The sequence below is a fragment of the Photobacterium sp. J15 genome (genome assembly GCF_963870815.1).
Lineage (GTDB): Bacteria > Pseudomonadota > Gammaproteobacteria > Enterobacterales > Vibrionaceae > Photobacterium > Photobacterium marinum.
In genome coordinates this window covers 2,504,891-2,527,251 of record NZ_CAWMUI010000001.1, presented here as the reverse complement: position 1 = coordinate 2,527,251, position 22,361 = coordinate 2,504,891, and the positions used below count along the sequence as shown (strand labels likewise).

17 protein-coding genes are annotated in these 22,361 nt (G+C 48.2%); 9 read left to right on the top strand and 8 right to left on the bottom strand.

Translation table 11 applies throughout. From position 1 onward, the window contains the following. Positions 1-49: 49 nt before the first annotated feature. The 4 genes from AACQ93_RS11385 to AACQ93_RS11370 form a co-directional block, all read right to left on the bottom strand. Positions 50-1,546, bottom strand: coding sequence for a DEAD/DEAH box helicase (locus AACQ93_RS11385; RefSeq protein ID WP_064605087.1), 1,497 nt, complete (start codon positions 1,544-1,546; stop codon positions 50-52). Between the two features lie 276 nt (positions 1,547-1,822). Beyond that, the gene (locus tag AACQ93_RS11380; RefSeq protein ID WP_007467083.1) at positions 1,823-2,665 is read right to left on the bottom strand and encodes a TPR end-of-group domain-containing protein; all 843 of its coding nucleotides are present in this window, start codon (positions 2,663-2,665) and stop codon (positions 1,823-1,825) included. 193 nt (positions 2,666-2,858) lie between these two features. Further along, positions 2,859-3,026, bottom strand: a complete 168-nt coding sequence (locus AACQ93_RS11375) for a hypothetical protein (RefSeq protein ID WP_007467081.1) — start codon at positions 3,024-3,026, stop codon at positions 2,859-2,861. A gap of 137 nt (positions 3,027-3,163) precedes the next feature. After that, positions 3,164-3,655 (bottom strand): NUDIX hydrolase, encoded by a 492-nt coding sequence (locus AACQ93_RS11370; protein ID WP_064605085.1) that lies wholly within the window; start codon positions 3,653-3,655, stop codon positions 3,164-3,166. 135 nt (positions 3,656-3,790) lie between these two features. On the opposite strand from AACQ93_RS11370, the gene AACQ93_RS11365 reads away from it, so the two are divergent. Continuing rightward, a complete protein-coding gene (locus AACQ93_RS11365; RefSeq protein WP_064605083.1) occupies positions 3,791-4,246 on the top strand; it encodes an RNA-binding S4 domain-containing protein in 456 nt (151 codons plus the stop codon). A gap of 73 nt (positions 4,247-4,319) precedes the next feature. Here the strand turns inward: AACQ93_RS11365 and AACQ93_RS11360 are convergent, their stop codons facing one another. Beyond that, positions 4,320-6,068: a sigma 54-interacting transcriptional regulator gene (locus AACQ93_RS11360; RefSeq protein ID WP_064605081.1), complete on the bottom strand. Its 1,749-nt coding sequence runs from the start codon at positions 6,066-6,068 to the stop codon at positions 4,320-4,322. A 406-nt stretch (positions 6,069-6,474) separates the two neighbouring features. Here AACQ93_RS11360 and ygeW point away from each other — a divergent pair, with 406 nt between their 5' ends. The 7 genes from ygeW (at position 6,475) to nifJ (ending at position 18,390) form a co-directional block, all read left to right on the top strand. Continuing rightward, positions 6,475-7,662: a knotted carbamoyltransferase YgeW gene (gene ygeW, locus AACQ93_RS11355; protein WP_007467073.1), complete on the top strand. Its 1,188-nt coding sequence runs from the start codon at positions 6,475-6,477 to the stop codon at positions 7,660-7,662. 127 nt (positions 7,663-7,789) lie between these two features. Next, on the top strand, positions 7,790-8,992 hold the full coding sequence (gene dpaL, locus AACQ93_RS11350; RefSeq protein WP_064605079.1) for a diaminopropionate ammonia-lyase: 1,203 nt from the start codon (positions 7,790-7,792) through the stop codon (positions 8,990-8,992). Between the two features lie 181 nt (positions 8,993-9,173). Then, positions 9,174-10,391 carry a YgeY family selenium metabolism-linked hydrolase gene (locus tag AACQ93_RS11345; protein ID WP_007467066.1) on the top strand — a complete coding sequence of 406 codons (1,218 nt, stop codon included), beginning with the start codon at positions 9,174-9,176 and terminating at the stop codon, positions 10,389-10,391. A 199-nt stretch (positions 10,392-10,590) separates the two neighbouring features. After that, entirely contained in the window at positions 10,591-12,036 is a 1,446-nt protein-coding gene (gene hydA / locus AACQ93_RS11340; protein WP_198160127.1) for a dihydropyrimidinase, read from the top strand. A 44-nt stretch (positions 12,037-12,080) separates the two neighbouring features. After that, on the top strand, positions 12,081-12,983 hold the full coding sequence (locus tag AACQ93_RS11335) for a carbamate kinase (RefSeq protein WP_007467061.1): 903 nt from the start codon (positions 12,081-12,083) through the stop codon (positions 12,981-12,983). Positions 12,984-13,149: 166 nt separating this feature from the next. Beyond that, a complete protein-coding gene (locus tag AACQ93_RS11330; RefSeq protein ID WP_007467057.1) occupies positions 13,150-14,781 on the top strand; it encodes an NAD(P)-binding protein in 1,632 nt (543 codons plus the stop codon). A 9-nt stretch (positions 14,782-14,790) separates the two neighbouring features. Then, positions 14,791-18,390, top strand: a complete 3,600-nt coding sequence (gene nifJ, locus AACQ93_RS11325) for a pyruvate:ferredoxin (flavodoxin) oxidoreductase (protein ID WP_064605077.1) — start codon at positions 14,791-14,793, stop codon at positions 18,388-18,390. Positions 18,391-18,594: 204 nt separating this feature from the next. On the opposite strand, the gene AACQ93_RS11320 is transcribed toward nifJ, so the two are convergent. After that, the gene (locus tag AACQ93_RS11320; RefSeq protein WP_232323310.1) at positions 18,595-20,496 is read right to left on the bottom strand and encodes an FG-GAP repeat protein; all 1,902 of its coding nucleotides are present in this window, start codon (positions 20,494-20,496) and stop codon (positions 18,595-18,597) included. 533 nt (positions 20,497-21,029) lie between these two features. On the opposite strand from AACQ93_RS11320, the gene AACQ93_RS11315 reads away from it, so the two are divergent. Next, positions 21,030-21,698 (top strand): DUF3157 family protein, encoded by a 669-nt coding sequence (locus AACQ93_RS11315; RefSeq protein WP_084419132.1) that lies wholly within the window; start codon positions 21,030-21,032, stop codon positions 21,696-21,698. 66 nt (positions 21,699-21,764) lie between these two features. On the opposite strand, the gene AACQ93_RS11310 is transcribed toward AACQ93_RS11315, so the two are convergent. Both AACQ93_RS11310 and AACQ93_RS11305 read right to left on the bottom strand, forming a co-directional pair. Continuing rightward, complete coding sequence (locus AACQ93_RS11310) at positions 21,765-21,977, bottom strand: hypothetical protein (RefSeq protein ID WP_007467050.1); 213 nt, start codon at positions 21,975-21,977, stop codon at positions 21,765-21,767. Between the two features lie 217 nt (positions 21,978-22,194). After that, on the bottom strand, positions 22,195-22,317 hold the full coding sequence (locus AACQ93_RS11305; RefSeq protein ID WP_007467048.1) for a hypothetical protein: 123 nt from the start codon (positions 22,315-22,317) through the stop codon (positions 22,195-22,197). Between the last annotated feature and the right edge of the window lie 44 nt (positions 22,318-22,361).

Sequence of the window (22,361 nt, the reverse complement as noted above, 5' to 3'; positions counted from 1 at the left end):
TAGGTTTTGTTTATGATCACAGAGCTAAAGCATTTTCTGTGATGATATTTTACCGCTGTTTAGCAGTGCCGGAAGGCTTACCGTTACGGGCTTTGTTACCCTGAGGCTTTTGGCTTTGAGGTTTTTTCCCTTGAGGCTTACCGGATGCTCGACCTTTTGGTTTGCCTGCTGGCTTACCGGTTGGTTTAGCATCAGATTTGTAGCTCGGCTTTCCTGTAGGTTTGTTGTTACCTGATGAGCGTCGGGATTTTACCTTTTGATTGCCTGCCTGATTGCTCTTTTGTTTGTTGCCTTGTGGTTTATTACCGTTACTTCCATCAGGCTGGTTATTCATTTTTTCAGCTTTAGGTTTCTTGGGTTTTTTAGGCTTCTTCGCTTTCAGCGGACGCAGAGGCAATGGCTCTGGCAGCTTATTGGTCGGAACAAAACCAAACACGTCTTCGCGTGGCAGAATTTGTTGCGTCAGGCGTTCGATATCGGTCAGCTCTTTGAACTCATCGGCACAAACCAGGGAAATTGCCTGGCCCTCGGCACCGGCGCGACCGGTACGGCCAATACGGTGAACATAATCTTCAGCAACATTTGGCAGGTCAAAGTTTACAACCTGAGGAAGTTGATCAATGTCTATACCGCGGGCTGCGATATCTGTTGCAACCAGAATTCGAACTTCACCGCTTTTGAAGTTAGCCAGTGCTTTGGTTCTGGCACCCTGACTCTTGTTACCGTGAATGGCGGCTGCTGTGATATCACGCGCTTCCAAATAGGCCGTCAGGCGGTTTGCGCCATGTTTTGTGCGGGTAAAGACCAGCGCCTGCTTCCATTTATTGTCTTGGATCAGTTTGGTCAGCACTGCTGGCTTTTTCTTCTTGTCGACAGGGTGAATCCACTGCTTAACAGTTTTGGCGGTAGTGTTGCGTGGCGTAACTGAGATCTCAACCGGATCGTTAACCAGACCTTTAGCCAGCTCACGGATTTCATCTGAGAAGGTGGCTGAGAACAGCAGGTTCTGGCGTTGCTTTGGCAGGAGTGCCAGAATCTTCTTGATATCACGAATGAAACCCATGTCCAGCATGCGGTCTGCTTCGTCCAGTACCAGCACTTCAAGCTGGTTAAACTTAACGGCATTCTGGTTGTAAAGATCCAGCAGACGGCCCGGTGTCGCAACCAGTACGTCGGCACCTTTGCGCATTCGCATCATCTGCGGGTTGATTTTCACTCCGCCAAATACGACTGCCGAGCTTAGTGGTAGTCTCTTGGAATAAGTTGCGACATTCTCACCGACCTGAGCGGCCAGTTCGCGGGTTGGTGTCAGGATAAGTGCACGTACCTGATTGGAACGTACAATCGGCCCTTTAGATAAACGCTCAAGGATTGGCAGGGTAAAGCCTGCGGTTTTGCCTGTTCCTGTCTGTGCTGCTGCCATGACATCCTTGCCTTCAAGTACGGCTGGAATGGCTTGGGCCTGAATCGGCGAGGGTTTCTCATAGCCCTGGTTGGCTACAGCTTCAAGGATTGGGGTACATAAGCCCAAAGAGGCAAAACTCATAAGATAGTCTCAGTTAAGATTAAAACAATACCAATTGCGATACGTTCGCATTCACTCTGAAATGTTGCCGGCATTACCAGAGGACCTGAAGTGTTGGATTTGGAATTATCTCTTTATCAGGATATTGGATATACGTGATCTGCCTCACTGAGGCAGGGGGAGGCTAGCTTACAGGAGCGAAGGAGAAAGTGCTAATGCTGTAATACCAAACTGGACAATAATCTTACCGCTTGTGCTGATTACTACCCAGTCTGGTATCACTTGTGGTGAGATCTTCTAATCAGTAAAGGCAAGCATTGCTTCAAATCGTTCGCTGCCTTGCAAGGATTCAAAATCTTTTTCGTCCCTTGCTAACTCTTTAAATGATCCGCTGCCGATAATGGCCTGTTCAAGATCAAAAAGGGCTTGCTCTTCTAGGCCGAGACGCGCGTAGGCACAGGCGCGTTGATAAAGCGCGTGTGCATTTTGCGGATCAAGATCTAGCACCCGGTTACAGATACTCAGTGCCCAGTTAAACTCCTTTATCTCCATTGCGGCATCGGCTTTATAAGTCAGGGCTTCGAGATCTCCCGGACGGATTTTCAGAATATCGTCATAAACCTCAATTTTCTGCTCCGGAGATTGCATGCTTTGGGAGCGTAGCCAGAGATTATGGATTTCATTGATGGTTTCAATTTCTTTGTTGTTTTGGGCAATAATCCGGGTTTTGCGTTTCAAATCACGCTCAAGTAACTGAAATTTCTTCTCATATTGGTTGGCGATTTCTTCCAGTTGCTGATCGGCGGCCTGTTTCGTTTTCTCTTTGATTTCTTTCAGTGATTGCCAGCCTATAAGGGCGAACAGGGAAGCCGCACCGGCGATGAGGTAGAAGAAGTAGGTAACGGTGACATTGGCATAGTTCATCGACTTATCGGCAACGGCCAGTTCCCGATCGGTGATCTCGATTGTTAACCGTCTTTCCAGGTCCTGCTGATCCTGACGCAGGGCTTTAAGTTCATCAAGAACATAGCGTTCCATCAGTGGTTTGTCGTAAATGCTTTCTTCCGAATACTTTTCTTGTCCCAGCGCGGGCATCGACAGCAGACAGAAAATAACGACGGATAACAGCCGGTTGAACATATTAAAATCCCTTGTCTTCTCAATATCCCTTTATTATGACGAAATCATAGCTGAGAATCATTAAGGGAGGTAAGCATATAGTTCAGAAGAGGCGGGTTACCCGAACAAAAAAGAGTCAGGTAAACCCGTCAGGTAAGAAGGTGTTGAATGTGTTTGACTTCGCCTGTTATTGCGAACAGCGCAGTGAAGACGCTCAACGCTGGTGACATTCTGAAACGTTAAGGCCGCCGTTCTTTTGTACCGCGACAAGAAGAGCCTGGCGTTTTGCTTCCTGTTCGGCTTGTGATGGCGTTGGTTTCTCTTTGGTGAACTCGCTACCTTGTCGGTTGGAAAAAACATGGATTTTGTTAAAAGTCATCATGAAGGTGTACCCTCGATATCAATCTCTACGGCAACATCCTGTCGCTTGATGGTTAAAAAAACATCATCCCTGATTGAATTTGTTAGGGATGAGCAACAAGGCGTAGATCATCCCATTGCATTTTTGGTGGGGGATCATTAGTCCGCCAGGTACAGGGCTAACGCCTTTCTGGCTGAGTCAAATGCAAACTTATCTGTTTGTATTTCCGAGGTTTTTACCCACTTAACATCAGCTACATCATCATTAGCTTGCATGTTTGGTTTTTGCTTCAGCTCTATAGCAAAGAAGGCATCACAGGTTTTGTACACAACGTCTTTGTAGCGGTACGTATTTGGGCAGGAACCGAAATAGCGGGCATTTTCGGCTTTGAAAGCCAGTTCTTCCTCCAGTTCACGGAACAGTGCCTGCTCCAGCGATTCATTATAATCGACAAAACCGCCTGGAAAATCCCACATACCTTTGCCTGGTTCACGGGCCCTTACGGCAACCAAAATTTCATCCTGGCAGCGAATGATAGCAAGTACTGCTGATGCCGTGTTTTTGAAGAAAGTGAATGCACACTCACTGCACTGAAAAGATTTTTCTGAGCTGGCAATAAAGGTTTGCTGACCACAGGACGGACAAAACATACAGATAATTCTTGTTGATAGGTTACTGTTTGAATATTGAGGCGGCAGCATATCGCAGACAGCAGGGGATTGCCAGTTATGCCGGGCGGGAGAATAAGGTAAGATAGGGCGAAATTATCCAATATGGTTTGTAAGATGTCGCAGGAAGAAATTGAAGTAGAAGCGATTGGTGTTGAGGTTGCCAGCCAGCCGATTGAGCTCTACAAGGTGCTGAAAATTGCCAATGCTGTCAGCGGTGGCGGTGAAGCCAAGTTTGTTATTGCTGAAGGCTATGTTGCAGTGAATGGCGAACTTGAGCAACGCAAGCGCTGCAAGGTATATGATGGCGATGTGATAGAGTTTAACAACGAATATTACGTTGTACTTTGCGATCAACCGGTTGATGAAAGCCCTAAAGTGACTGAACCCAAGCCAGCTAAACCGGAAAAACACGCGAAGAAACCTGCGGGTGGTTCGAAAGCTGCTGCAAAGAGTCAGGGAAAGAACACTTCGAAGAGTAAGCCAGCTAAAAATAAAAAGCCTAAAGCCGGCGCAGAGAAAAAATCCGGCCCAGCTGATAAAGCGACTGGACGCAGACCTATCAACTTCTGATTGTGTTTATGCCCGTTTAAATAAAAAAGCTGCCAGTTGGCAGCTTTTTTTCGTTTTGTTCGTGCAACACAAATCAGTGATTGCTTAAACCATACTTCTTTATCTTGCGATATAGGGTCGCAATACCGATACCCAGCTCTTCTGCGACCAGTTTTCGATTGCTGAGGCGGTTCAGGGCTTCCTCAATGCGGATTTTTTCCATCTCTTCCAGGCTCATGGCGCAGTCATCTGATTTGATGTTGTCAGCAGGTCTGGCGATCTTTGCCTGCTCAAAGTATGGCGGCAATAGGTCAACATCAATCATGTCGCCTTCCGGTACAACGTTAACCAGGTACTCCACTAGGTTGCTGAGCTCACGCACGTTGCCCGGCCAGTGGTAAGCGTTCAGGCGTGCCATCGCTTCAGTGGTTATTCCTGGATAACACACGCCGATCTTGCGGGTATGAATCTCAAGGAAGTATCGAATTAGCAGCTCAACATCACCTTCACGTTCTTTAAGTGGTGGCAGGTGGATCGGAATAACATTCAGTCGATAGTACAAGTCTTCACGGAACTTATTGGTAGCAATCATTTCCGCAAAATCCCGGTTAGTTGCCGAGATGATTCGAATATCGACCGGCGTAGCCGTATTGGAGCCAATCGGCATTACTTCACGCTCTTCCAGCACACGTAACAGCTTCGCTTGCAGCGTCATCGACATATCACCGATTTCATCCAGGAACAGGGTACCTTTGTTGGCGGCCTGTATCAGACCGGTTTTACCTTTGTTGGATGCGCCGGTGAAAGCGCCTTTGACGTAACCGAACAGTTCACTTTCAAGCAGCTGGTCTGGAATGGCGGCACAGTTGATGGCAATAAATGGCTGAGAGCTGCGTGCACTTAAATTATGGACAGCATGCGCTATAACTTCTTTACCTGTGCCGCTTTCACCATTAATTAATACACTGGAAGGGCTGCTAGCAATTCTGGTGATCAGCGTTTTAAGTTGGCGCATCTTTTGGCATTCACCGATCACTGTCGAAAATTGTGGCTCAGGTTCATTGATGACTAAAGACTTATTAGGCTGGTGGAATGCCATTAAAAAAAGCTGATGCCCGCGCACATCATGAAATTGGCCGACAACCAGTTCTTGTCGTTCGCCAAGGGAAATAATGTGCTGCTGATGCCCTTTTAGTTCATTATTATGGAAAGACAGCGGCTGGATATTAATTTCAGCATGTGAAAGTTCTTCAAGGGTGATATTTAGATTGTTTAACGCAGGCTGGTTGCCGTATTTAACTCGGCTGTTTTCATCCAGTACTAAAACACCTTGATCCATGTTTTCAATCAGGCTGCTAAATACCTGATCAAGACCGTCACTTTTATCGTTACCTTCCAGTACTTTTGACACAACAATTTGTGCGATGTGCTGAACATAATTAGAAAATAACTGTACGTTCTCTTTTATTCGCTCCCGTGATTCTTCGCTGAAGGCAACCAGACTGATAACCCCGATGCAGCGGTCTTCAAGCATGATTGGCACGCCCAGGAAAGCAGTTTCACGGCAGCTTCCTTTATTTGTACACCCTTCACAAATAGGATCGGTTCGTGATTTGACGACTACTTTTTCCTGATGTGTTTCAAGGATATATCGGAAAATCCTTGAGCTGGTGTTGAGTTTTTTGCCAAAGAATTTGCTATACGGCCCTGTTCCTGCGATGCGAACCAGATCAGCATCTACGACTTCAGCATCCAGCTGAAGTACGGCAGAAAGCATCTTGGTAAAGCGCAGAATAGTCGGCTGCAATTGCATGAGTTCTGATTGCGGGGCGTTTTTCAACATAATACAGATCTGTTTTTGGAAAGACTTAACAAAGTTAATCAACAATACTTAATATCAGCTTGATATATATCAGTATTTCAATTGGTTTCGCGCCACGAAATAGGAATTGTTAGCGAGGTCACATAGCGATATCAATATGATAAATAGCTTTGGGCTCACTATCATTTTGGTCGCTATCACTGATAGTTGATGATAGTGAGAGATATATGTGCTTGAGAGCAATTTAATGCCCTTCTTTATTCCAACCCTTATAAATCAAGGGCTGGAGGGAAAATAAAAAAAATTACCGGTAATTAATCCTGGTTGGCACAGATATTGGATTATGGAAGTCAGTTGTCTGTTGTGACCCTACAGACTTTTTCCAGCCGCCACGACATAACAATTTAATTACTGGGAAGAATAAAAAATGAAAAGCATTAATGAACTAATCAAGGAAATCAATGAACTAAAATCTGATCTTCACAATAAAGATTTCCTTTTGACCTGGGAACAAACTCCTGAAGAGCTAGAACGTGTATTGAAGACTGCGCAAGTACTGAAATCTATGCGCAACGAAAATATTGCTACTAACGTATTCAAGAATGGTTTGGGTATTTCTCTGTTCCGTGATAACTCAACCCGTACTCGTTTCTCTTACGCTTCCGCTATCAACATGCTAGGCCTGGCCCAGCAGGACCTGGATGAAGGCAAATCTCAGATTGCTCACGGTGAAACTGTTCGTGAAACTGCAAACATGATTTCATTCTGTGCTGATGCAATCGGTATCCGTGACGATATGTACCTTGGTGCTGGTAACGCATACATGCGTGAAGTGGGTGAAGCTCTGGATGATGGTGTGAAAGAAGGCGTTCTTCCTCACCGTCCTGCTCTTGTAAACCTTCAGTGTGATATCGACCACCCAACTCAAGCTATGGCTGACCTTGCATGGCTGGAAGAGCACTTCGGTGGTCTGGATAAGCTGAAAGGCAAGAAGATTGCAATGACTTGGGCATACTCTCCAAGCTACGGTAAGCCTCTGTCAGTTCCTCAAGGCATCATCGGCCTGATGACTCGCTTCGGTATGGATGTGACTCTTGCTCACCCAGAAGGCTACGACCTGATCCCTGAAGTAGTTGAAGAAGCTCGTAAGAACGCAGAAGCCTCTGGCGGTAGCTTCTCTCAGGTTGCCACTATGGAAGAAGCATTCCAGGATGCAGACATCGTTTATCCGAAGTCATGGGCTCCTTACCAGGTAATGGGTCGCCGTACTGAACTGCTACGTGCTAACGACCACGATGGCCTGAAAGAGCTTGAAAAAGAATGTCTTGCTCAGAACGCCAACCACAAAGACTGGCACTGCACTGAAGAGATGATGAAGCTGACTAAAGACGGCGAAGCGCTATACATGCACTGTCTGCCAGCCGATATCACAGGCGTTTCTTGTGAAGCCGGTGAAGTTGAAGAGTCAGTATTCGAGAAATACCGCATTCCAACTTACAAAGAAGCAAGCTGGAAGCCATACATCATCGCAGCAATGATCCTGAACCGTAAGTACCAGGAACCAGGTGATGTACTTCAGCAGCTTCTTGATGAAGCAGAAAAGCGCGTCAAATAACTGTTTGACGTCACTATCTCAAGTTCCGTAACAGCTACAACACTTGGGTTAATGCTAGCCCTTTCGCGGGGGTACGAGTCCCGATATCCCCGCACTTTTCACTCTATTGATTCAATGAGGTCTGGTCGTGTCTACATTCTCTCTAAAAATGGAGATCGCCGATAACCGCCATTATAACGGTCAGCAATCTCCTCTATTCACCATTGAAGAAGCGGAAAAAGCCCGCGCGTTCCACACAAAAGTGGAAGGCTATCAACCTACACCTTTACATTCTCTCGACTGCCTGGCCAAAGAAATTGGTGTCGGCAAGATCCTTGTCAAAGATGAGGCGCACCGCTTCGACCTTTGTGCATTCAAGATGCTGGGTGGCGCTTATGCCATCGCACGCTTGCTATGCGATGAATTCAAGCTCGATATCAACGATTTTGATTTCGACAAACTGAAAAACGATATCCCTGAAAAAATGACCTTTGCCACTGCGACAGACGGTAACCACGGACGTGGTGTTGCATGGGCTGCAAACAAGCTGGGTCAGAACGCTGTGGTTTACATGCCTAAAGGCGCTGCCGACGAGCGTGTGAACAACATTCGTGCCCTGGGGGCTGAATGTATCGTTACTGATATGAACTACGACGATACTGTTCGCCTTGCCATCAAGACTGCTGAAGAGAACGGCTGGAAAGTGGTTCAGGACACGGCATGGGAAGGCTACACCGAAATCCCCACCTGGATCATGCAAGGCTATACCACTATGGCAGCCGAAGCGGTTGACCAGATGAAAGAACAACATATCGACCGTCCGACTCACGTATTCCTGCAAGCAGGGGTAGGGGCAATGGCTGGTGGCGTACTGGGTTACCTATGCGACCAGTTCGGTGCTGACAAACTGCACTCAGTGGTTGTTGAACCGGATCAGGCAGACTGTATCTACCGCTCAGGTATCAGCGAAAAAGGCGACATGGTCAATGTAGACGGCGACCTGGCAACCATTATGGTTGGCCTGGCTTGTGGTGAGCCTAACCCAATCGGCTGGCCGGTACTACGCGACTGCTCAACTCAGTTCGTTTCCTGCCAGGACAGCGTAGCCGCTCTGGGTATGCGTGTTCTTGGTAACCCTCTGGGCAATGACCCACGAGTTGTATCCGGAGAGTCCGGTGCTGTTGGTGCTGGTATGTTAGCCGCTGTTCACTACCACCCAGAACGTGAACAGTTAATGGAAAAACTGGGCCTGAACAAGGATTCAGTCATCCTGCTGATCAATACCGAAGGTGATACCGACCCTGTTCACTACCGTGAGGTGGTGTGGCAAGGCAAACATCCGACCCTTTAATACTTTCTTTGCTGTTTAGCCCGGATACGCTATCCGAAATAAACAGCTTCATGAAAGCCTTAAAAAGAATAGTCAACTATTTGAAACAAAAGCGTTGTGCGCCGGATTAGAAGGTGTACAGCGCCTCTGAAATTAATCATGCCGGATACGATGTCCTCCGTCCGGCCCAAGGAGAATTACAATGACAATGAACATCCCTTTCGACAAAGTTCTTGAAAAAGCCCAAGACTACAAAGCAGACATGACCCGTTTCCTGCGTGACATGATCGCAATCCCAAGTGAAAGCTGCGACGAAGAAAAAGTGGTATTGCGCATTAAGGAAGAAATGGAAAAAGTCGGCTTTGATAAAGTCGAAATCGACCCTATGGGTAACGTACTTGGCTGGATTGGTCACGGTCCGCACCTAATTGCAATGGACGCACACATCGATACCGTTGGTGTGGGTAACATGGACAACTGGAACTTCGACCCATACGAAGGTATGGAAGACGACGAAGTGATCGGTGGTCGTGGTGCGTCTGACCAGGAAGGCGGTATGGCTTCTATGGTTTACGCAGGTAAGATCATCAAAGATCTTGGCCTTGAAGACGAGTACACCCTGCTTGTTACCGGTACTGTTCAGGAAGAAGACTGTGACGGCCTGTGCTGGCAGTACATCATCCAGGAAAGCAACATCCGTCCTGAGTTTGTAGTATCTACAGAACCAACAGACTGCCAGATCTACCGTGGTCAGCGTGGTCGTATGGAAATCCGTGTAGACGTTGACGGTATAAGCTGTCATGGTTCTGCACCAGAGCGTGGTGAAAACGCTATCTTCAAGATGGGCCACATGCTTCAAGACATTGAAAAACTTTCAGGCAACCTGGCTGACGACCCATTCCTGGGTAAAGGTACTCTGACTGTATCTGAAGTTTTCTTCACTTCTCCAAGCCGTTGTGCGGTTGCTGACAGCTGTGCAATCTCTATCGACCGTCGTCTGACCTGGGGTGAAACTTGGGAAGGTGCTCTGGACGAAATCCGCGCGCTTGAATCAGTTAAAAAGTTCGGCGGTAAAGTGTCTATGTACAACTACGACCGTCCTGCATACACCGGCCTTGTTTACCCAACAGAGTGTTACTTCCCTGCGTGGAAGATCGATGAAGATCACGTAGCAACTAAGACACTGGAAGCATCTTACGAACTACTGTTCGACCAGAAACCAACTGTTGATAAGTGGACTTTCTCAACTAACGGTGTGTCCATCATGGGTCGTTACGGCATCCCAGTAATCGGCTTCGGTCCTGGTAAAGAGCCAGAAGCTCACGCGCCAAACGAAAAGACTTGGAAAGATCACCTGGTAACTTGTGCTGCAATGTACGCAGTTATTCCACAAATGTACCTGCAGCAGCTTAAAAAATAAGTGATGTTGAGTAATCAGCATTAATACCGATTTCCGTCCCGAGGGTGTCAATATGCTCTGCCTTTATATTGACCTCATATCCCCCTCGGGATGGATTTTCTGTTTCTGAATTTTCCTTCCTGAGGCCGGGTATAAACAGACAGCCATAACAGGAAGTTCAAGGCAGAACTGTTTTATGTGTAAGACGAAGGATAGCGTTATGATTGCACACCGTTCTTTCTCTGTGGATTTGGATAAACTGACGTCTGACGTATCGACTACCATCCTGATCCGGCAGGGACTTGTCGTTGACCACCAACAGGCTCAACAAGCCGACATTCTGATCAAAGACGGCAAAATTGCCGATGTTGCTCCCGTTATCTCCGCTTTTCCTGCCGATACACAAGTAATTGATGCCTCTGGCCTGTATGTGATGCCGGGGGGAATTGATGTCCACACCCATTTCAATATCGATGTCGGCATTGCCCGCAGCAGTGATGATTTCTATACCGGAACCCGTGCAGCAGCCTGCGGCGGGACAACATCGGTGGTGGACCATATGGGCTTTGGCCCTAAAGGCTGCAATTTGCACCATCAGCTGGCGGTTTATAAAAAATACGCCAAAGAGAACGCGGTCATTGATTACAGTTTCCATGGCGTGATTCAGCATATTAATGAAGAAATTCTGTCAGAAATGGCCTCAATGGTAGAAGAAGAGGGCATTTCCAGTTTTAAGCTCTACCTGACCTACGGTTACAAACTGGATGATGAATCCGTATTACGGGCACTGATTCAACTGAAAAAAGTCAACGCCTTGACAACGGTTCATCCGGAAAATGATGCGGCGATAGCGATGCGCCGCGAAATGTTGCTGGAGCAGGGTAAAACAGCGCCGAAATACCATGCCGAGAGCCGTCCGCTTGAGTGCGAGGCTGAGGCAATTGCCAGAATGATCAATCTGGCAAAACTGGCTGGCGATGCGCCGCTTTATATCGTTCACCTTTCTAACGGGCTGGGGCTGGACTATGTCCGTCTTGCTCGTCGCAACAAACAGCCGGTATGGGCTGAAACTTGTCCGCAGTACCTGCTGCTTGATGACCGCTGTTATGAGCGGGACGATGCCCTGAAATTTATCCTCAGTCCGCCGCTGCGTCCGCAGGAAGAGCGTGAAAAGTTGTGGCAGGGCTTGATTGACGGCAGCATCGATACTGTTGCGACTGATCATTGCTCATTCACTTACCACGACCAGAAGCAGCGCGGCAAAGATAATTTCAGCGCCTGCCCGAACGGTATGCCGGGTGTAGAAAACCGGATGCCACTGTTGTTCTCTGAAGGTGTGATGAGTGGGCGCATCAGCCCGAGCCGTTTTGTGGAGCTGACCAGCTACCTGCCTGCAAAACTGTTTGGGTTATATCCGCAAAAAGGCTGTCTGGCCAAAGGTGCCGATGCCGACCTGGTGCTGTTTGATCCCGAACAGCAAGTGACTACCACACACGATTTACTACACGACAACACCGATTATACCCCGTACGAAGGAATGAACTGTCACGGTTGGCCGATTATGACTTTGAGTCGCGGCCGGGTTGTAGCGTGTAATGGCGAATTTACGGGGAGAGCCGGGAATGGCCGCTTTATTCGCCGCAAGCCGTTCGAGCATCAAAAGTAAGACTCGAAGGTTAATTAACAAAAAGAATAATTCAAGGAGTTCCCATGAAACCCACCGCAGTTGTAGCCCTTGGCGGCAATGCATTATTGCGTCGCGGCGACGCGCCTAGTTTTGAGAATCAGTTGGCGAACGTGAAGATTGCCGCCAAAGCGATTGCTGAAATAGCTAAAGAATACCGTGTTGCCATTGTTCACGGTAATGGCCCACAGGTTGGTCTGCTGGCACTTCAGAATCTGGCTTACGACAAAGTATCACCTTATCCGCTGGACGTACTGGGTGCCGAAAGTGAAGGTATGATTGGCTACATGCTGGCTCAGGAACTGCAGAACCTGATGCCGAAAACAGAAGTGACCAGCCTGCTGACCCGTATTGAAGTTGCTGGTGACGATCCGAGCATGCTTGACCCTACCAAGTTTGTCGGCCCAGTGTACAACGAAGAAGAAGCCGGAATTCTGGCTGAAGCGAACAACTGGACGATGAAGCCGGACGGTGAATATTTCCGCCGTGTGGTTCCATCTCCGAAGCCTGTCAACATCATCGATAAAAAATCGATTCATACCTTGCTGGAAGATGGACAGATTGTGATTTGTTGCGGTGGCGGCGGTATTCCGGTTTGCCGCAGTGAATTCGGCTACCAGGGTGTTGAAGGTGTTATCGATAAAGACCTTGCAGCTACCTTGTTGGCGAAGCAACTGAAAGCCGACAAGTTACTTATCCTGACCGATGCCGATGCAGTGTACCTTGACTGGGGTACAGAGCAGCAGCGTGCCCTACGCGCTACAACTCCGGCTGAGTTGGGTGAGTATTCTTTCCCTGCGGGTTCTATGGGACCAAAAGTTGAAGCCGCTGCTGACTTTGCTCAGTTTGGTGGCCGCGCTTATATCGGTGCCCTTGAAGAAGGATTAGATGTGCTGGCCGAGCGTGCCGGTACTTGTGTTTCAGCTTAACGCTTTAACGCTTGTTGCTCTGTCTTGCTTTTGCGGGGCGGAGCAGCAAACCGTGTGAGCGTTCAGAAAGTCGAGTTGCCCTTGAACTCGAACAGCGAAATGTACCCGACAGAAAAACATCAAGAAGGGTGTATTTCATTAATTTACCGAATAAAGGTAGAGCACTATGAGCAATTGTCCAAAGGATATGACACTGCCGCCTGACCTTACTATTAAGAAAGGCTCCGGGCCGGTTCGTACTAAATTCCCGGTGTATTCCAATTCCCTTCCTCCTTGTAACCACGCCTGCCCGACCGGGAGCAACATCCAGGAGTGGTTGTCTTTAGCTCAGGCAGAGCAATACGAAGAAGCGTTTCAGGCTCTTATCAAAAACAACCCGATGCCCGCTATCCATGGCCGCGTTTGTTATCACCCGTGTGAATCCGCCTGTAACCGTGCCAATGTTGACCAGTCTGTCAGCATTCACGCCGTTGAACGTTTCCTTGGCGACCGTGCACTGGAGCTGAAATGGCCGGTTCGTTTCCACGCTAATCCAACCGGTAAGCGCGTCCTGATCGTCGGTGCTGGCCCAAGTGGCCTGGCGGCGGCTTATCACCTTAAGCGTAAAGGTCACGATGTTGAAATCCGTGATGCAGCGCCAATGGCCGGCGGTATGATGCACTTCGGTATTCCTGCTTACCGTTTGCCTAGGGATATCCTGGAAGGTGAAATCGCCCGAATTGAAAATATGGGTATCAAGATCGTACTTAACCACAAGGTTGAGGATCTGCTGGCAGAGAAGGTTAAAGGCCAGTTTGATGCCGTCTTCCTGGCTATCGGTGCTCATGTCGGTCGTGGTGTTGATATTCCGAATGATGATCCGGGTAAAGTCATTGATGCAGTGTCTTACCTTCGTGCTATCGAAATGGAATCAGCGCCGAAACTGGGTAAGCGCGTTGCTGTTTACGGTGGTGGTAACACCGCAATGGATGCGGCACGTACAGCAAGGCGTATGGGAGCAGAAGTGATGGTAATTTACCGTCGGGATCGCGCCCATATGCCAGCCCATGATTTCGAATGTGTTGAAGCGATGGAAGAAGGTGTGACTTTCCACTGGCAGCGCACCATTAACCAGATCGACGGTACCACCTTCACGCTTGAGAAGATGGCGATTGATGATACCGGACGTCCGCGTCCTACCGGCGAATTCGAAACCGTTGAGGCCGATTCGCTGATTCTGGCACTGGGTCAGAACATCGATACCAAACTTACCGAAAGCATTCCGGGTGTTGAGCACAAATGGGACGGTACTATCACGGTCAACGACCAGATGATGACAGGTTACCGCGGATTGTTTGCCGGTGGTGATATGGTTCCTTGTGACCGTACCGTTACCATTGCAGTCGGTCACGGTAAGAAAGCCGCAGCCCACATTGATGCCTTCCTGAATAACCGCACATACAGCAAAGTTGCCAAGCGGCCACTTATCCGTTTCGACAAGCTGCACCTCTGGTACAAGACAGATGCCGAACAGAGTGAGCAGCCTGCGATCCCTGTAATTAAACGCGCAACATCATTTGATGAAGTTGTCGGCGGCCTGACAGAAGAAGAAGCCCTGTACGAAGCTCAGCGTTGTTACTCATGTGGTAACTGCTTTGAGTGTAACGGCTGCTTAGGAGCCTGCCCGCAAGGTGCGATTACCTCGTTAGGTAAAGGTAAGGGATACAAAGTGGATTATGACAAGTGTACCGGGTGTGAAGCCTGTTACCTGCAATGCCCTTGTCATGCGATCGAAATGGTCGAGGCCGAAACGGAGTAGGAGCTGATCATGACTGAGAAAAAGACCCCCGTCATGCATACTTGCGACGGTAACGAAGCGGCGGCACACATTGCTTATCGTGTAAGTGAAGTCTGTGCTATTTATCCGATCACCCCATCGTCCACTATGGCTGAATTCGCCGACCAGTGGGCCGCAGAAGACAAGCGTAATATCTGGGGTAACATTCCTCTTATTGCTGAGATGCAAAGTGAGGGCGGGGCTGCAGGTACAGTGCACGGCGCACTGCAGAGCGGTGCTCTGACTACTACCTTCACGGCCTCTCAGGGCCTGATGCTGATGCTGCCGAACATGTATAAAATTGCCGGTGAGCTGACATCTGCGGTATTCCATGTTGCCGCTCGTTCACTCGCGGCACAGGGCCTGTCTATTTTTGGTGACCATCAGGACATCATGGCAGCCAGAGGTACAGGTTTTGCCTTGCTGGCATCGTCATCGGTTCAGGAAGCCCATGACATGGCGCTGGTTTCCCACGCGTCAACACTGGAAGCTCGTATTCCGTTTATTCACTTCTTTGATGGTTTCCGAACTTCCCACGAAGTGAATAAGATCAGCCTGATCGCCGATGAAGATATCCGCGCCATGATTTCTGATGAGCTGGTTCGTGCTCACCGTGATCGCGGTTTGAGCCCGGATACACCATTCATCCGTGGTACGGCTCAGAACCCGGATGTGTACTTCCAGGGACGTGAAACGGTCAACCCGTTCTATGCGAAAACTCCTGAGATTGTTCAGGCCAACATGGACAAACTGGCTGAGCTGACCGGTCGCCGTTATAAGCTGATGGAGTACTTTGGTGCACCGGATGCTGAACGCGTAGTGATAGCCATGGGCTCCGGCGTTGAGACGGTGAAAGAAACTGTTGAACACCTGGTTGGTCAGGGTGAGAAAGTCGGTGTGCTTCAGGTTCGCCTGTACCGTCCACTTTCTGCTGAACATCTGCTTCAGGAACTGCCTCAGACAGTGAAGAAAATTGCAGTTCTGGACCGTACCAAAGAGCCGGGAGCTAATGCTGATCCTTTGTATCAGGATGTGCTGACTGCATTAATGGACAATCAGGATCACTTTGCTCAAATGCCTCGTTTGGTCGCTGGCCGTTACGGTCTGTCGAGCAAAGAGTTTACACCTGCAATGGTTAAGGCGATCTTCGACAACCTTGAGCTGGATTCACCGAAACATCACTTTACTGTCGGTATTATTGATGACGTCAGCCACTCCCATCTGGAAGTGGATGCAAGTTTCGATATTGAATCAACAGATGTAGTTCGTGCCATGTTCTATGGCCTTGGCGCTGACGGTACGGTTGGTGCTAACAAGAACACCATCAAGATCATCGGTGAAGATCCAGAGTATTTTGCTCAGGGTTACTTCGTCTATGACTCGAAGAAATCCGGTTCGCAGACAGTCTCTCACCTGCGCTTCGGCTATCACCCAATCAACAGCCCGTATCTGATCCAGTCGGCGAACTTCATTGCCTGCCATAAGGCAACGTTCGTTCAAAGTACCGATATGCTGGCTAATGCAACAGAAGGTGCGACCTTCTTGCTGAATACTCCTGCTCAGGCAGATAAAGTCTGGGATACTTTCCCGGCTCGTATGCAGCAGCAACTCATCGATCGCAAGATGAAGCTGTTCGTTATTGATGCTTATAAAGTGGCCCGTGAAACCGGTATGGGCAGCCGCATCAATACCATCATGCAGACTTGTTTCTTTGCGCTGTCCGGCGTGCTGGAAAAAGAGGTGGCTATCGCCAAGATCAAGAAGGCGATTGAGAAGACATACTCTCGTAAGGGCCCTGAAGTAGTTCAGAAAAACTTCGAAGCGGTGGATCATACCCTGGCTCACCTGCATGAAGTTAAAGTGCCTGCGGAAGTGACGGTCAGCGAGCAGAACAAACCGATTGTGCCGGAACAGGCGCCGGAATTTGTTCGCAAGGTAACTGCGCAGATGATGGCTGGTCAGGGTGATTTGATCCCTGTTTCTATGCTGCCGATTGACGGTACTTACCCGTCCGGTACAACACAGTGGGAAAAACGTAATATCGCCCAGAAGATACCGGTATGGGAGCAGCAGGACTGTATTCAGTGCGGTAACTGTAGCATTGTATGTCCGCATGCGGCGATTCGAGCCAAGTTCTACGATAAGTCCATGCTGGAAGATGCACCGGAAGACTTTAAGTCTGCCGGTATCACCGCCCGCGGCTTCCCGGATACCCGTTACACATTGCAGGTATACGCTGAAGACTGTACCGGTTGTGGCTTGTGTGTTGATGCTTGTCCTATGGTCACTCAGGAAGCGAGCGATAACCAGCCGGAACGCAAGGCTATCAATATGGAGCTGAAAGGCCCATACCTGGAACAGGAGAAGAAGAACCTCGAATTCTTCGACACTATTCCGTACAACGATCGCGCAAGGGTCGATTTCTCTACCGTTCGCGGAGCTCAGTTCCTGCAACCGTTGTTTGAGTTCTCCGGTGCCTGCTCTGGCTGTGGTGAAACGCCTTACCTCAAGATGATGTCTCAGTTGTTCGGTGATCGCCTGATGATCGCTAACGCAACCGGCTGTTCATCTATCTACGGTGGTAACCTGCCAACCACACCATGGACGAAGAATGCCGAAGGTCGTGGTCCTGCGTGGGCAAACTCCCTGTTTGAAGATAACGCCGAATTTGGTTTTGGTTTCCGTCTGGCTGCGGTGAAACAGCATGAAATGGCTGAACAGCTGGTGGTGGAAAACCGTGAGCATTTGGATCCGCTGTTAGTGGACCAGTTGCTACATGCTGAGCAGATGACAGAAACGGATATCCAGGCGCAAATTAAACGGGTTGATACCCTGAAAGAGCAGCTTAAAGCGATTGGTACAGAGTCCGCTCTTAACCTGATCTCGGTAGCTGATCAGCTGATCCGTCGTTCAATCTGGATCGTCGGTGGTGATGGCTGGGCTTATGATATCGGCTCAAGCGGCCTTGACCATGTACTGGCCAGCGGGGCAGATATCAACGTGCTGGTAATGGATACCGAAGTGTACTCCAACACCGGTGGTCAGATGTCGAAATCAACCCCATTGGGTGCAGTTGCCAAGTTTGCAGCAGCCGGTAAGCAGGCAACCAAGAAAGACGTGGCGATGCAGGCAATTGCCTACAACAACGTTTATGTTGCCCGGATTGCTATGGGTGCCGATCCACAGCAGGCATTGCTGGCAATGCGTGAGGCTGAAGCCTACCGTGGTCCTTCTATTATCATTGCCTACAGCCACTGTATTGCTCATGGTATTAATATGGAAGACGGCTTACATCAGCAGGAATTGGCAGTGAAATCAGGCCACTGGCCTCTGTTCCGCTACAATCCTGCGTTGCGTAATGCCGGTGAGAATCCGTTCTCACTTGATACGCTGCGTCCAACGGTTCCTTTGGAGGATTACCGTTATAACGAAACCCGTTATCAGATCCTGCGTCGCAGTAACCCTGAAGCAGCTGCGGAAATCACCGCACATGCTCAGAAAGTGGCTAAGCGTAAGTGGGAGCTGTACGAGGAGATGGCTACGCGTAAGCAGGGTTCTGTTGCCCCGCACGTGGAGTTGGATAGTCATTAGGTGGCCAAGCTCTTGATTTTAAAGGGTTATGTAGCCATTTGATTACTGACTAAGGCCTGGCAGTTTTGTCAGGCCTTTTAGTTAATAGGGGGATAGCAAAGATGGATGTTTCGGCGTACGGCCGCTATAAAAAAGAACCCCACTTGAAAAAGTGGGGTTCGTCAGCAATCTAAAGCCCCAAAAGAGGGTTTTCAGATAGAAATATTAATAGATATACACTGCACCAGAACCGTCAGCTGAACCGGTATCGCTAGTGATTTCCGAGCCATCGGTGATGATCCCTTTCGCGCCATTGTCTTCACCTATTGCTGACGTAGCCAGGGTACTGCCATCTGAACTTAATGCCACACGCCAGCCAAAGTTATCACTGGCTCCGGTATTCGAAGCTTTGATATAGGCGTTTTGTGTCCACCGACCAGAGTCATTGTTGAACAGATATACAGCTCCGGAAATATTTTTCGGATTGTAAACGAGGGTTTCCAAACCATCGATGATGACCCCTGATTCTTCGATACCTTCAGCTACTGCCGCCACAGCAAGGGTGCTGCTATCTGCGCTAAATGCTACATCATAGCCAAAACTGCTACCTCGAGCGCTATTTGAGGCCTTGATATAAGCACTCTGCGCCCAACTGCCAGAGGCGTTGCTAAACAGATACACCGCACCGGAGTCAGTTTGTGAACCAGAATCGGTGACTTCTGAGCCATCGGTGATGATTCCGTACGCTCCGTTATCTTCATATTTAGCCCCAACCGCCAGGGTGTTGCCATCTGCGCTTAATGCCAAACCAACACCGAATCCATCAGAGCTTCCGGTATTCGATGCTTTGACATAGGCGGTCTGTGCCCAGTTGCCCGAGGTTTTGCTAAACAGATACGCAGCGCCGGAGTAAGTTTGTGTACCTGAATCGGTGACTTCCGATCCATCGGTGATGACTCCTTTTGCCCCGTTACTCTCATATGGAGTAGACACCGCCATATTGGTGCCATCTGCGCTTAGCGCAATACGGTAGCCAAAGTTGTCATTGGCTCCGGTATTCGAGGCTTTGACATAGGCGCTCTGTGACCAGCGGCCGGAATTATTGTTAAACAGATAGACCGCGCCAGAGGCAAATGCTGAGCCGTTATCCGTGGTTTCTGTGCCATTGGTGATGATTCCTTTCGCCCCGTTACTTTCACCACTTGCGCCAATTGCCAGGGTACTGCCGTCAGCGCTTATTGCTACGCTTGAGCCAAATTCATCATTGGCTCCTGCATTTGAGCCCTTGATGTAGGCAGTCTGCACCCAGTTGCCAGAAGTGTTACTGAACAGATATACCGCGCCGGAGTCAGTTTCTGTACTAGAATCGCTGGATTCCGAGCCATTGGTGATGACTCCTTTCACCCCGTTATCTTCACCTGAAGCACCCACGGCCAAGATGCTGCCGTCAGCGCTTAATGCCACACTTAAACCAAATTTATCATTGGCTCCGGCGTTTGAGGCCTTGATATAGGCGATCTGCGTCCAGCGCCCGGCTGCCTTACTGAACAGATACACTGCACCGGAGTCAGTTTCTGTACCTGAATCGGTAGTTTCCGAGCCATTGGTGATGATACCTTTCATCCCGTTATCTTCACCGGGAGCCCCCACAGCTAAGATGTTGCCGTCAGCGCTTAATGCCAGACTATGACCAAAGTCATCATCGGCTTCGGTATTTGAGGCCTTAAAGTAACCAATCATCCGAGTAACGGTATCTGTGGTCAGTGATACTTCATTCGAAGCTTTGGTGGAGTTACCAGAGGAGGCCAGAATAAAGTAATCGGTAGACAGCGCTTTAACCAAGCTGTCAACTGTGATAGTCGCGGTCAGTGCATCGGTGACCGAGGTTAATACCTTACAGTTATTGGTTTTTGTCGTATCTTTTTCACACACACTGTAGGTCACTCCGCTGTTATTCGATGCGGATGTCCAGTTCAGGGTCATCTGTTTTGCTTTAGTAGTACCTGCACTGATAACGTCGAGATTAAAAGAGTAAGGAAAGGTACTGTTGGTTGAACCTGCGCCACTGTCACCCAAACATCCTGTCAGCAGGCCTGTTAACATCAAGGCTAAGGGGGAATATTTCATCAATTTCATATCATCTAATAATTTTGTGATTTGCGTGCAAAAAAACGCTGCATTATTCACACTTTTTAAGCCTCAGTCAAAATAATTCCAATCTTCTCTATTGTTTCATATAGGTAGTGCGAACAGTTTGTTTCGCGTTGCTCTGAGCTGTGAATAAAAGCTCTTGCGGTATTTATGAGCAAGACAACTTTCGTCTTTTTTCTCAGCAGATCCATCTAGTAGAACAAAGAGCTGGATTGTTGTTGGTTCATCAACTTTTGAATTTGAAAGAACGATTTTTTAACTGGTTGTTATGTCAAATCAGCCAGAAACGAGTGATCATTTATCGGTCAGAAGTAAAAAGCCCCTTTGGTGTTAATGCGATATTGAGTAGTACTCAGTTAGATCGAATTTTGAAATGTGTTACGTGTATGAAGGCCGTCAGGCCCTTTTTTATGATAGGCTGCGCGAACTGATAATTTTATGATTTGTCAGCTAAGTTTATTGATAGGTTAAAAGCAAATACTTATCCCGATTGGTATAAGGACATAATAATGAGAAAACTAAACCGGATTTGTTCGGTACTGCCAAAGCTATTGATTGGCCTTACTATGACTGCAATGGCCAGCAGCGCAGTGGCGGCACCTAAAGTTGCGACGCTTGAAGACGGACGTCAGGTCATTCTGCATGATGATTTTACCTGGCAGTATGTCGTGCCGGTTGAACAAAGACAGCACCCAGAATCAAAGCCGGTTGAATCTTCGGCAACAAGTACTCCTGTGAAAGCGGCTCCGGTTGTTGCAGCGCCTGTGAGTGCTCCTATAGCTGCGGTCCCGGTTGCTGCTGTTCCGGTTAAAACAACTGCCCAAGGGGTAAAAGTTGTTCCAGGTGCCAACAAGAATGTTCAGCAGTTAAGTCGTTCCGGTGTTGATGTTTTGCTACGTCCTGCTTCATACCGCAATGGCGAGTTAGTGATCCCGACATCACTGACAAATCAGGGAACAGAATCTGTCGTTCTGGTGGAAATGCAGGTGAGACTTCGTGATGAGAAAGGTCAGGAACTGGCACAACTGAAAGATAAAATCTGGACGTCTGTGAAGCGTATGCCTGAAACTTATTTCCGTCCTAAAACTCAACGTGAGGGTAAAGAACTGAAGGTGTCAGTGCCGAAAGCGGAGAGTTATATCATCGAAGCTGAAATTATCGAGGTTGAGCACTGGTAGTAGATCACATTGGTCGTAAGTGATTGGTTTTAAATAGTAGAAGATAAGGGCTTTAGGTAGCCCTTATCAAAAGCGTTTGTATTTTATTAATTCAAGTTCTATGTCTGCGTTATTAACGCTCAGTAGCAAATCCAGGCTCTTTGGGTATTCGCTTTCCGTGCTTTTCATATAGGCTGCAAGCAGCTTAAGATCATCAGGGTGAGGAGTATAGTTAAGCTTAGGGAAAGTTGAATAGATAGTTCCGATTGCATCTCTTAAAGTCTCAGTATTATTGTCCATCTTTGCTTCCGTTATATCTTGTCTTACTCAGGTATAGTCGTGTTTTGTGCTAAGGCAAGACGGATTGTAGAGAACTTTTGTTTCAAAAATGTTCTGACTATGTCAGAAAAACGCAAACTGTGAGCTTGAATAAGTAGGTTTGGCAGTAGCCACCTTCTCATTTCGAGATCAGCTGGACGAGAAGGTGGATTCTATCTAGATAGGTTGGAATGAAAGCTTAAGCTATTCTTTTTAATGCTTTTTTAAGTTTCTTCAGTTTACCTTGCTGCTTGGCAACTTTGGCTTTACGGGTTTTGATTTCAGCTTTAAGAGATTTTGCTTTTTTGGTGATTTTTGACATCGTTTAACTCCCTGGTTTTTATTTACAGACAAATTGGCGTCTCG

Excerpts from the sequence above, each read along its gene's own strand:
- hydA (WP_198160127.1), top strand. The coding sequence starts at position 10,591 with ATGATTGCACACCGTTCTTTCTCTGTGGATTTGGATAAACTGACGTCT.
- nifJ (WP_064605077.1), top strand. The coding sequence starts at position 14,791 with ATGACTGAGAAAAAGACCCCCGTCATGCATACTTGCGACGGTAACGAA.
- AACQ93_RS11330 (WP_007467057.1), top strand. The coding sequence starts at position 13,150 with ATGAGCAATTGTCCAAAGGATATGACACTGCCGCCTGACCTTACTATT.
- AACQ93_RS11310 (WP_007467050.1), bottom strand. The coding sequence starts at position 21,977 with ATGGACAATAATACTGAGACTTTAAGAGATGCAATCGGAACTATCTAT.
- AACQ93_RS11360 (WP_064605081.1), bottom strand. The coding sequence starts at position 6,068 with ATGTTGAAAAACGCCCCGCAATCAGAACTCATGCAATTGCAGCCGACT.
- AACQ93_RS11320 (WP_232323310.1), bottom strand. The coding sequence starts at position 20,496 with ATGAAATATTCCCCCTTAGCCTTGATGTTAACAGGCCTGCTGACAGGA.
- AACQ93_RS11365 (WP_064605083.1), top strand. The coding sequence starts at position 3,791 with ATGTCGCAGGAAGAAATTGAAGTAGAAGCGATTGGTGTTGAGGTTGCC.
- AACQ93_RS11380 (WP_007467083.1), bottom strand. The coding sequence starts at position 2,665 with ATGTTCAACCGGCTGTTATCCGTCGTTATTTTCTGTCTGCTGTCGATG.
- AACQ93_RS11370 (WP_064605085.1), bottom strand. The coding sequence starts at position 3,655 with ATGTTTTGTCCGTCCTGTGGTCAGCAAACCTTTATTGCCAGCTCAGAA.
- AACQ93_RS11335 (WP_007467061.1), top strand. The coding sequence starts at position 12,081 with ATGAAACCCACCGCAGTTGTAGCCCTTGGCGGCAATGCATTATTGCGT.
- AACQ93_RS11305 (WP_007467048.1), bottom strand. The coding sequence starts at position 22,317 with ATGTCAAAAATCACCAAAAAAGCAAAATCTCTTAAAGCTGAAATCAAA.
- ygeW (WP_007467073.1), top strand. The coding sequence starts at position 6,475 with ATGAAAAGCATTAATGAACTAATCAAGGAAATCAATGAACTAAAATCT.
- AACQ93_RS11375 (WP_007467081.1), bottom strand. The coding sequence starts at position 3,026 with ATGATGACTTTTAACAAAATCCATGTTTTTTCCAACCGACAAGGTAGC.
- AACQ93_RS11315 (WP_084419132.1), top strand. The coding sequence starts at position 21,030 with ATGAGAAAACTAAACCGGATTTGTTCGGTACTGCCAAAGCTATTGATT.
- AACQ93_RS11385 (WP_064605087.1), bottom strand. The coding sequence starts at position 1,546 with ATGAGTTTTGCCTCTTTGGGCTTATGTACCCCAATCCTTGAAGCTGTA.
- AACQ93_RS11345 (WP_007467066.1), top strand. The coding sequence starts at position 9,174 with ATGACAATGAACATCCCTTTCGACAAAGTTCTTGAAAAAGCCCAAGAC.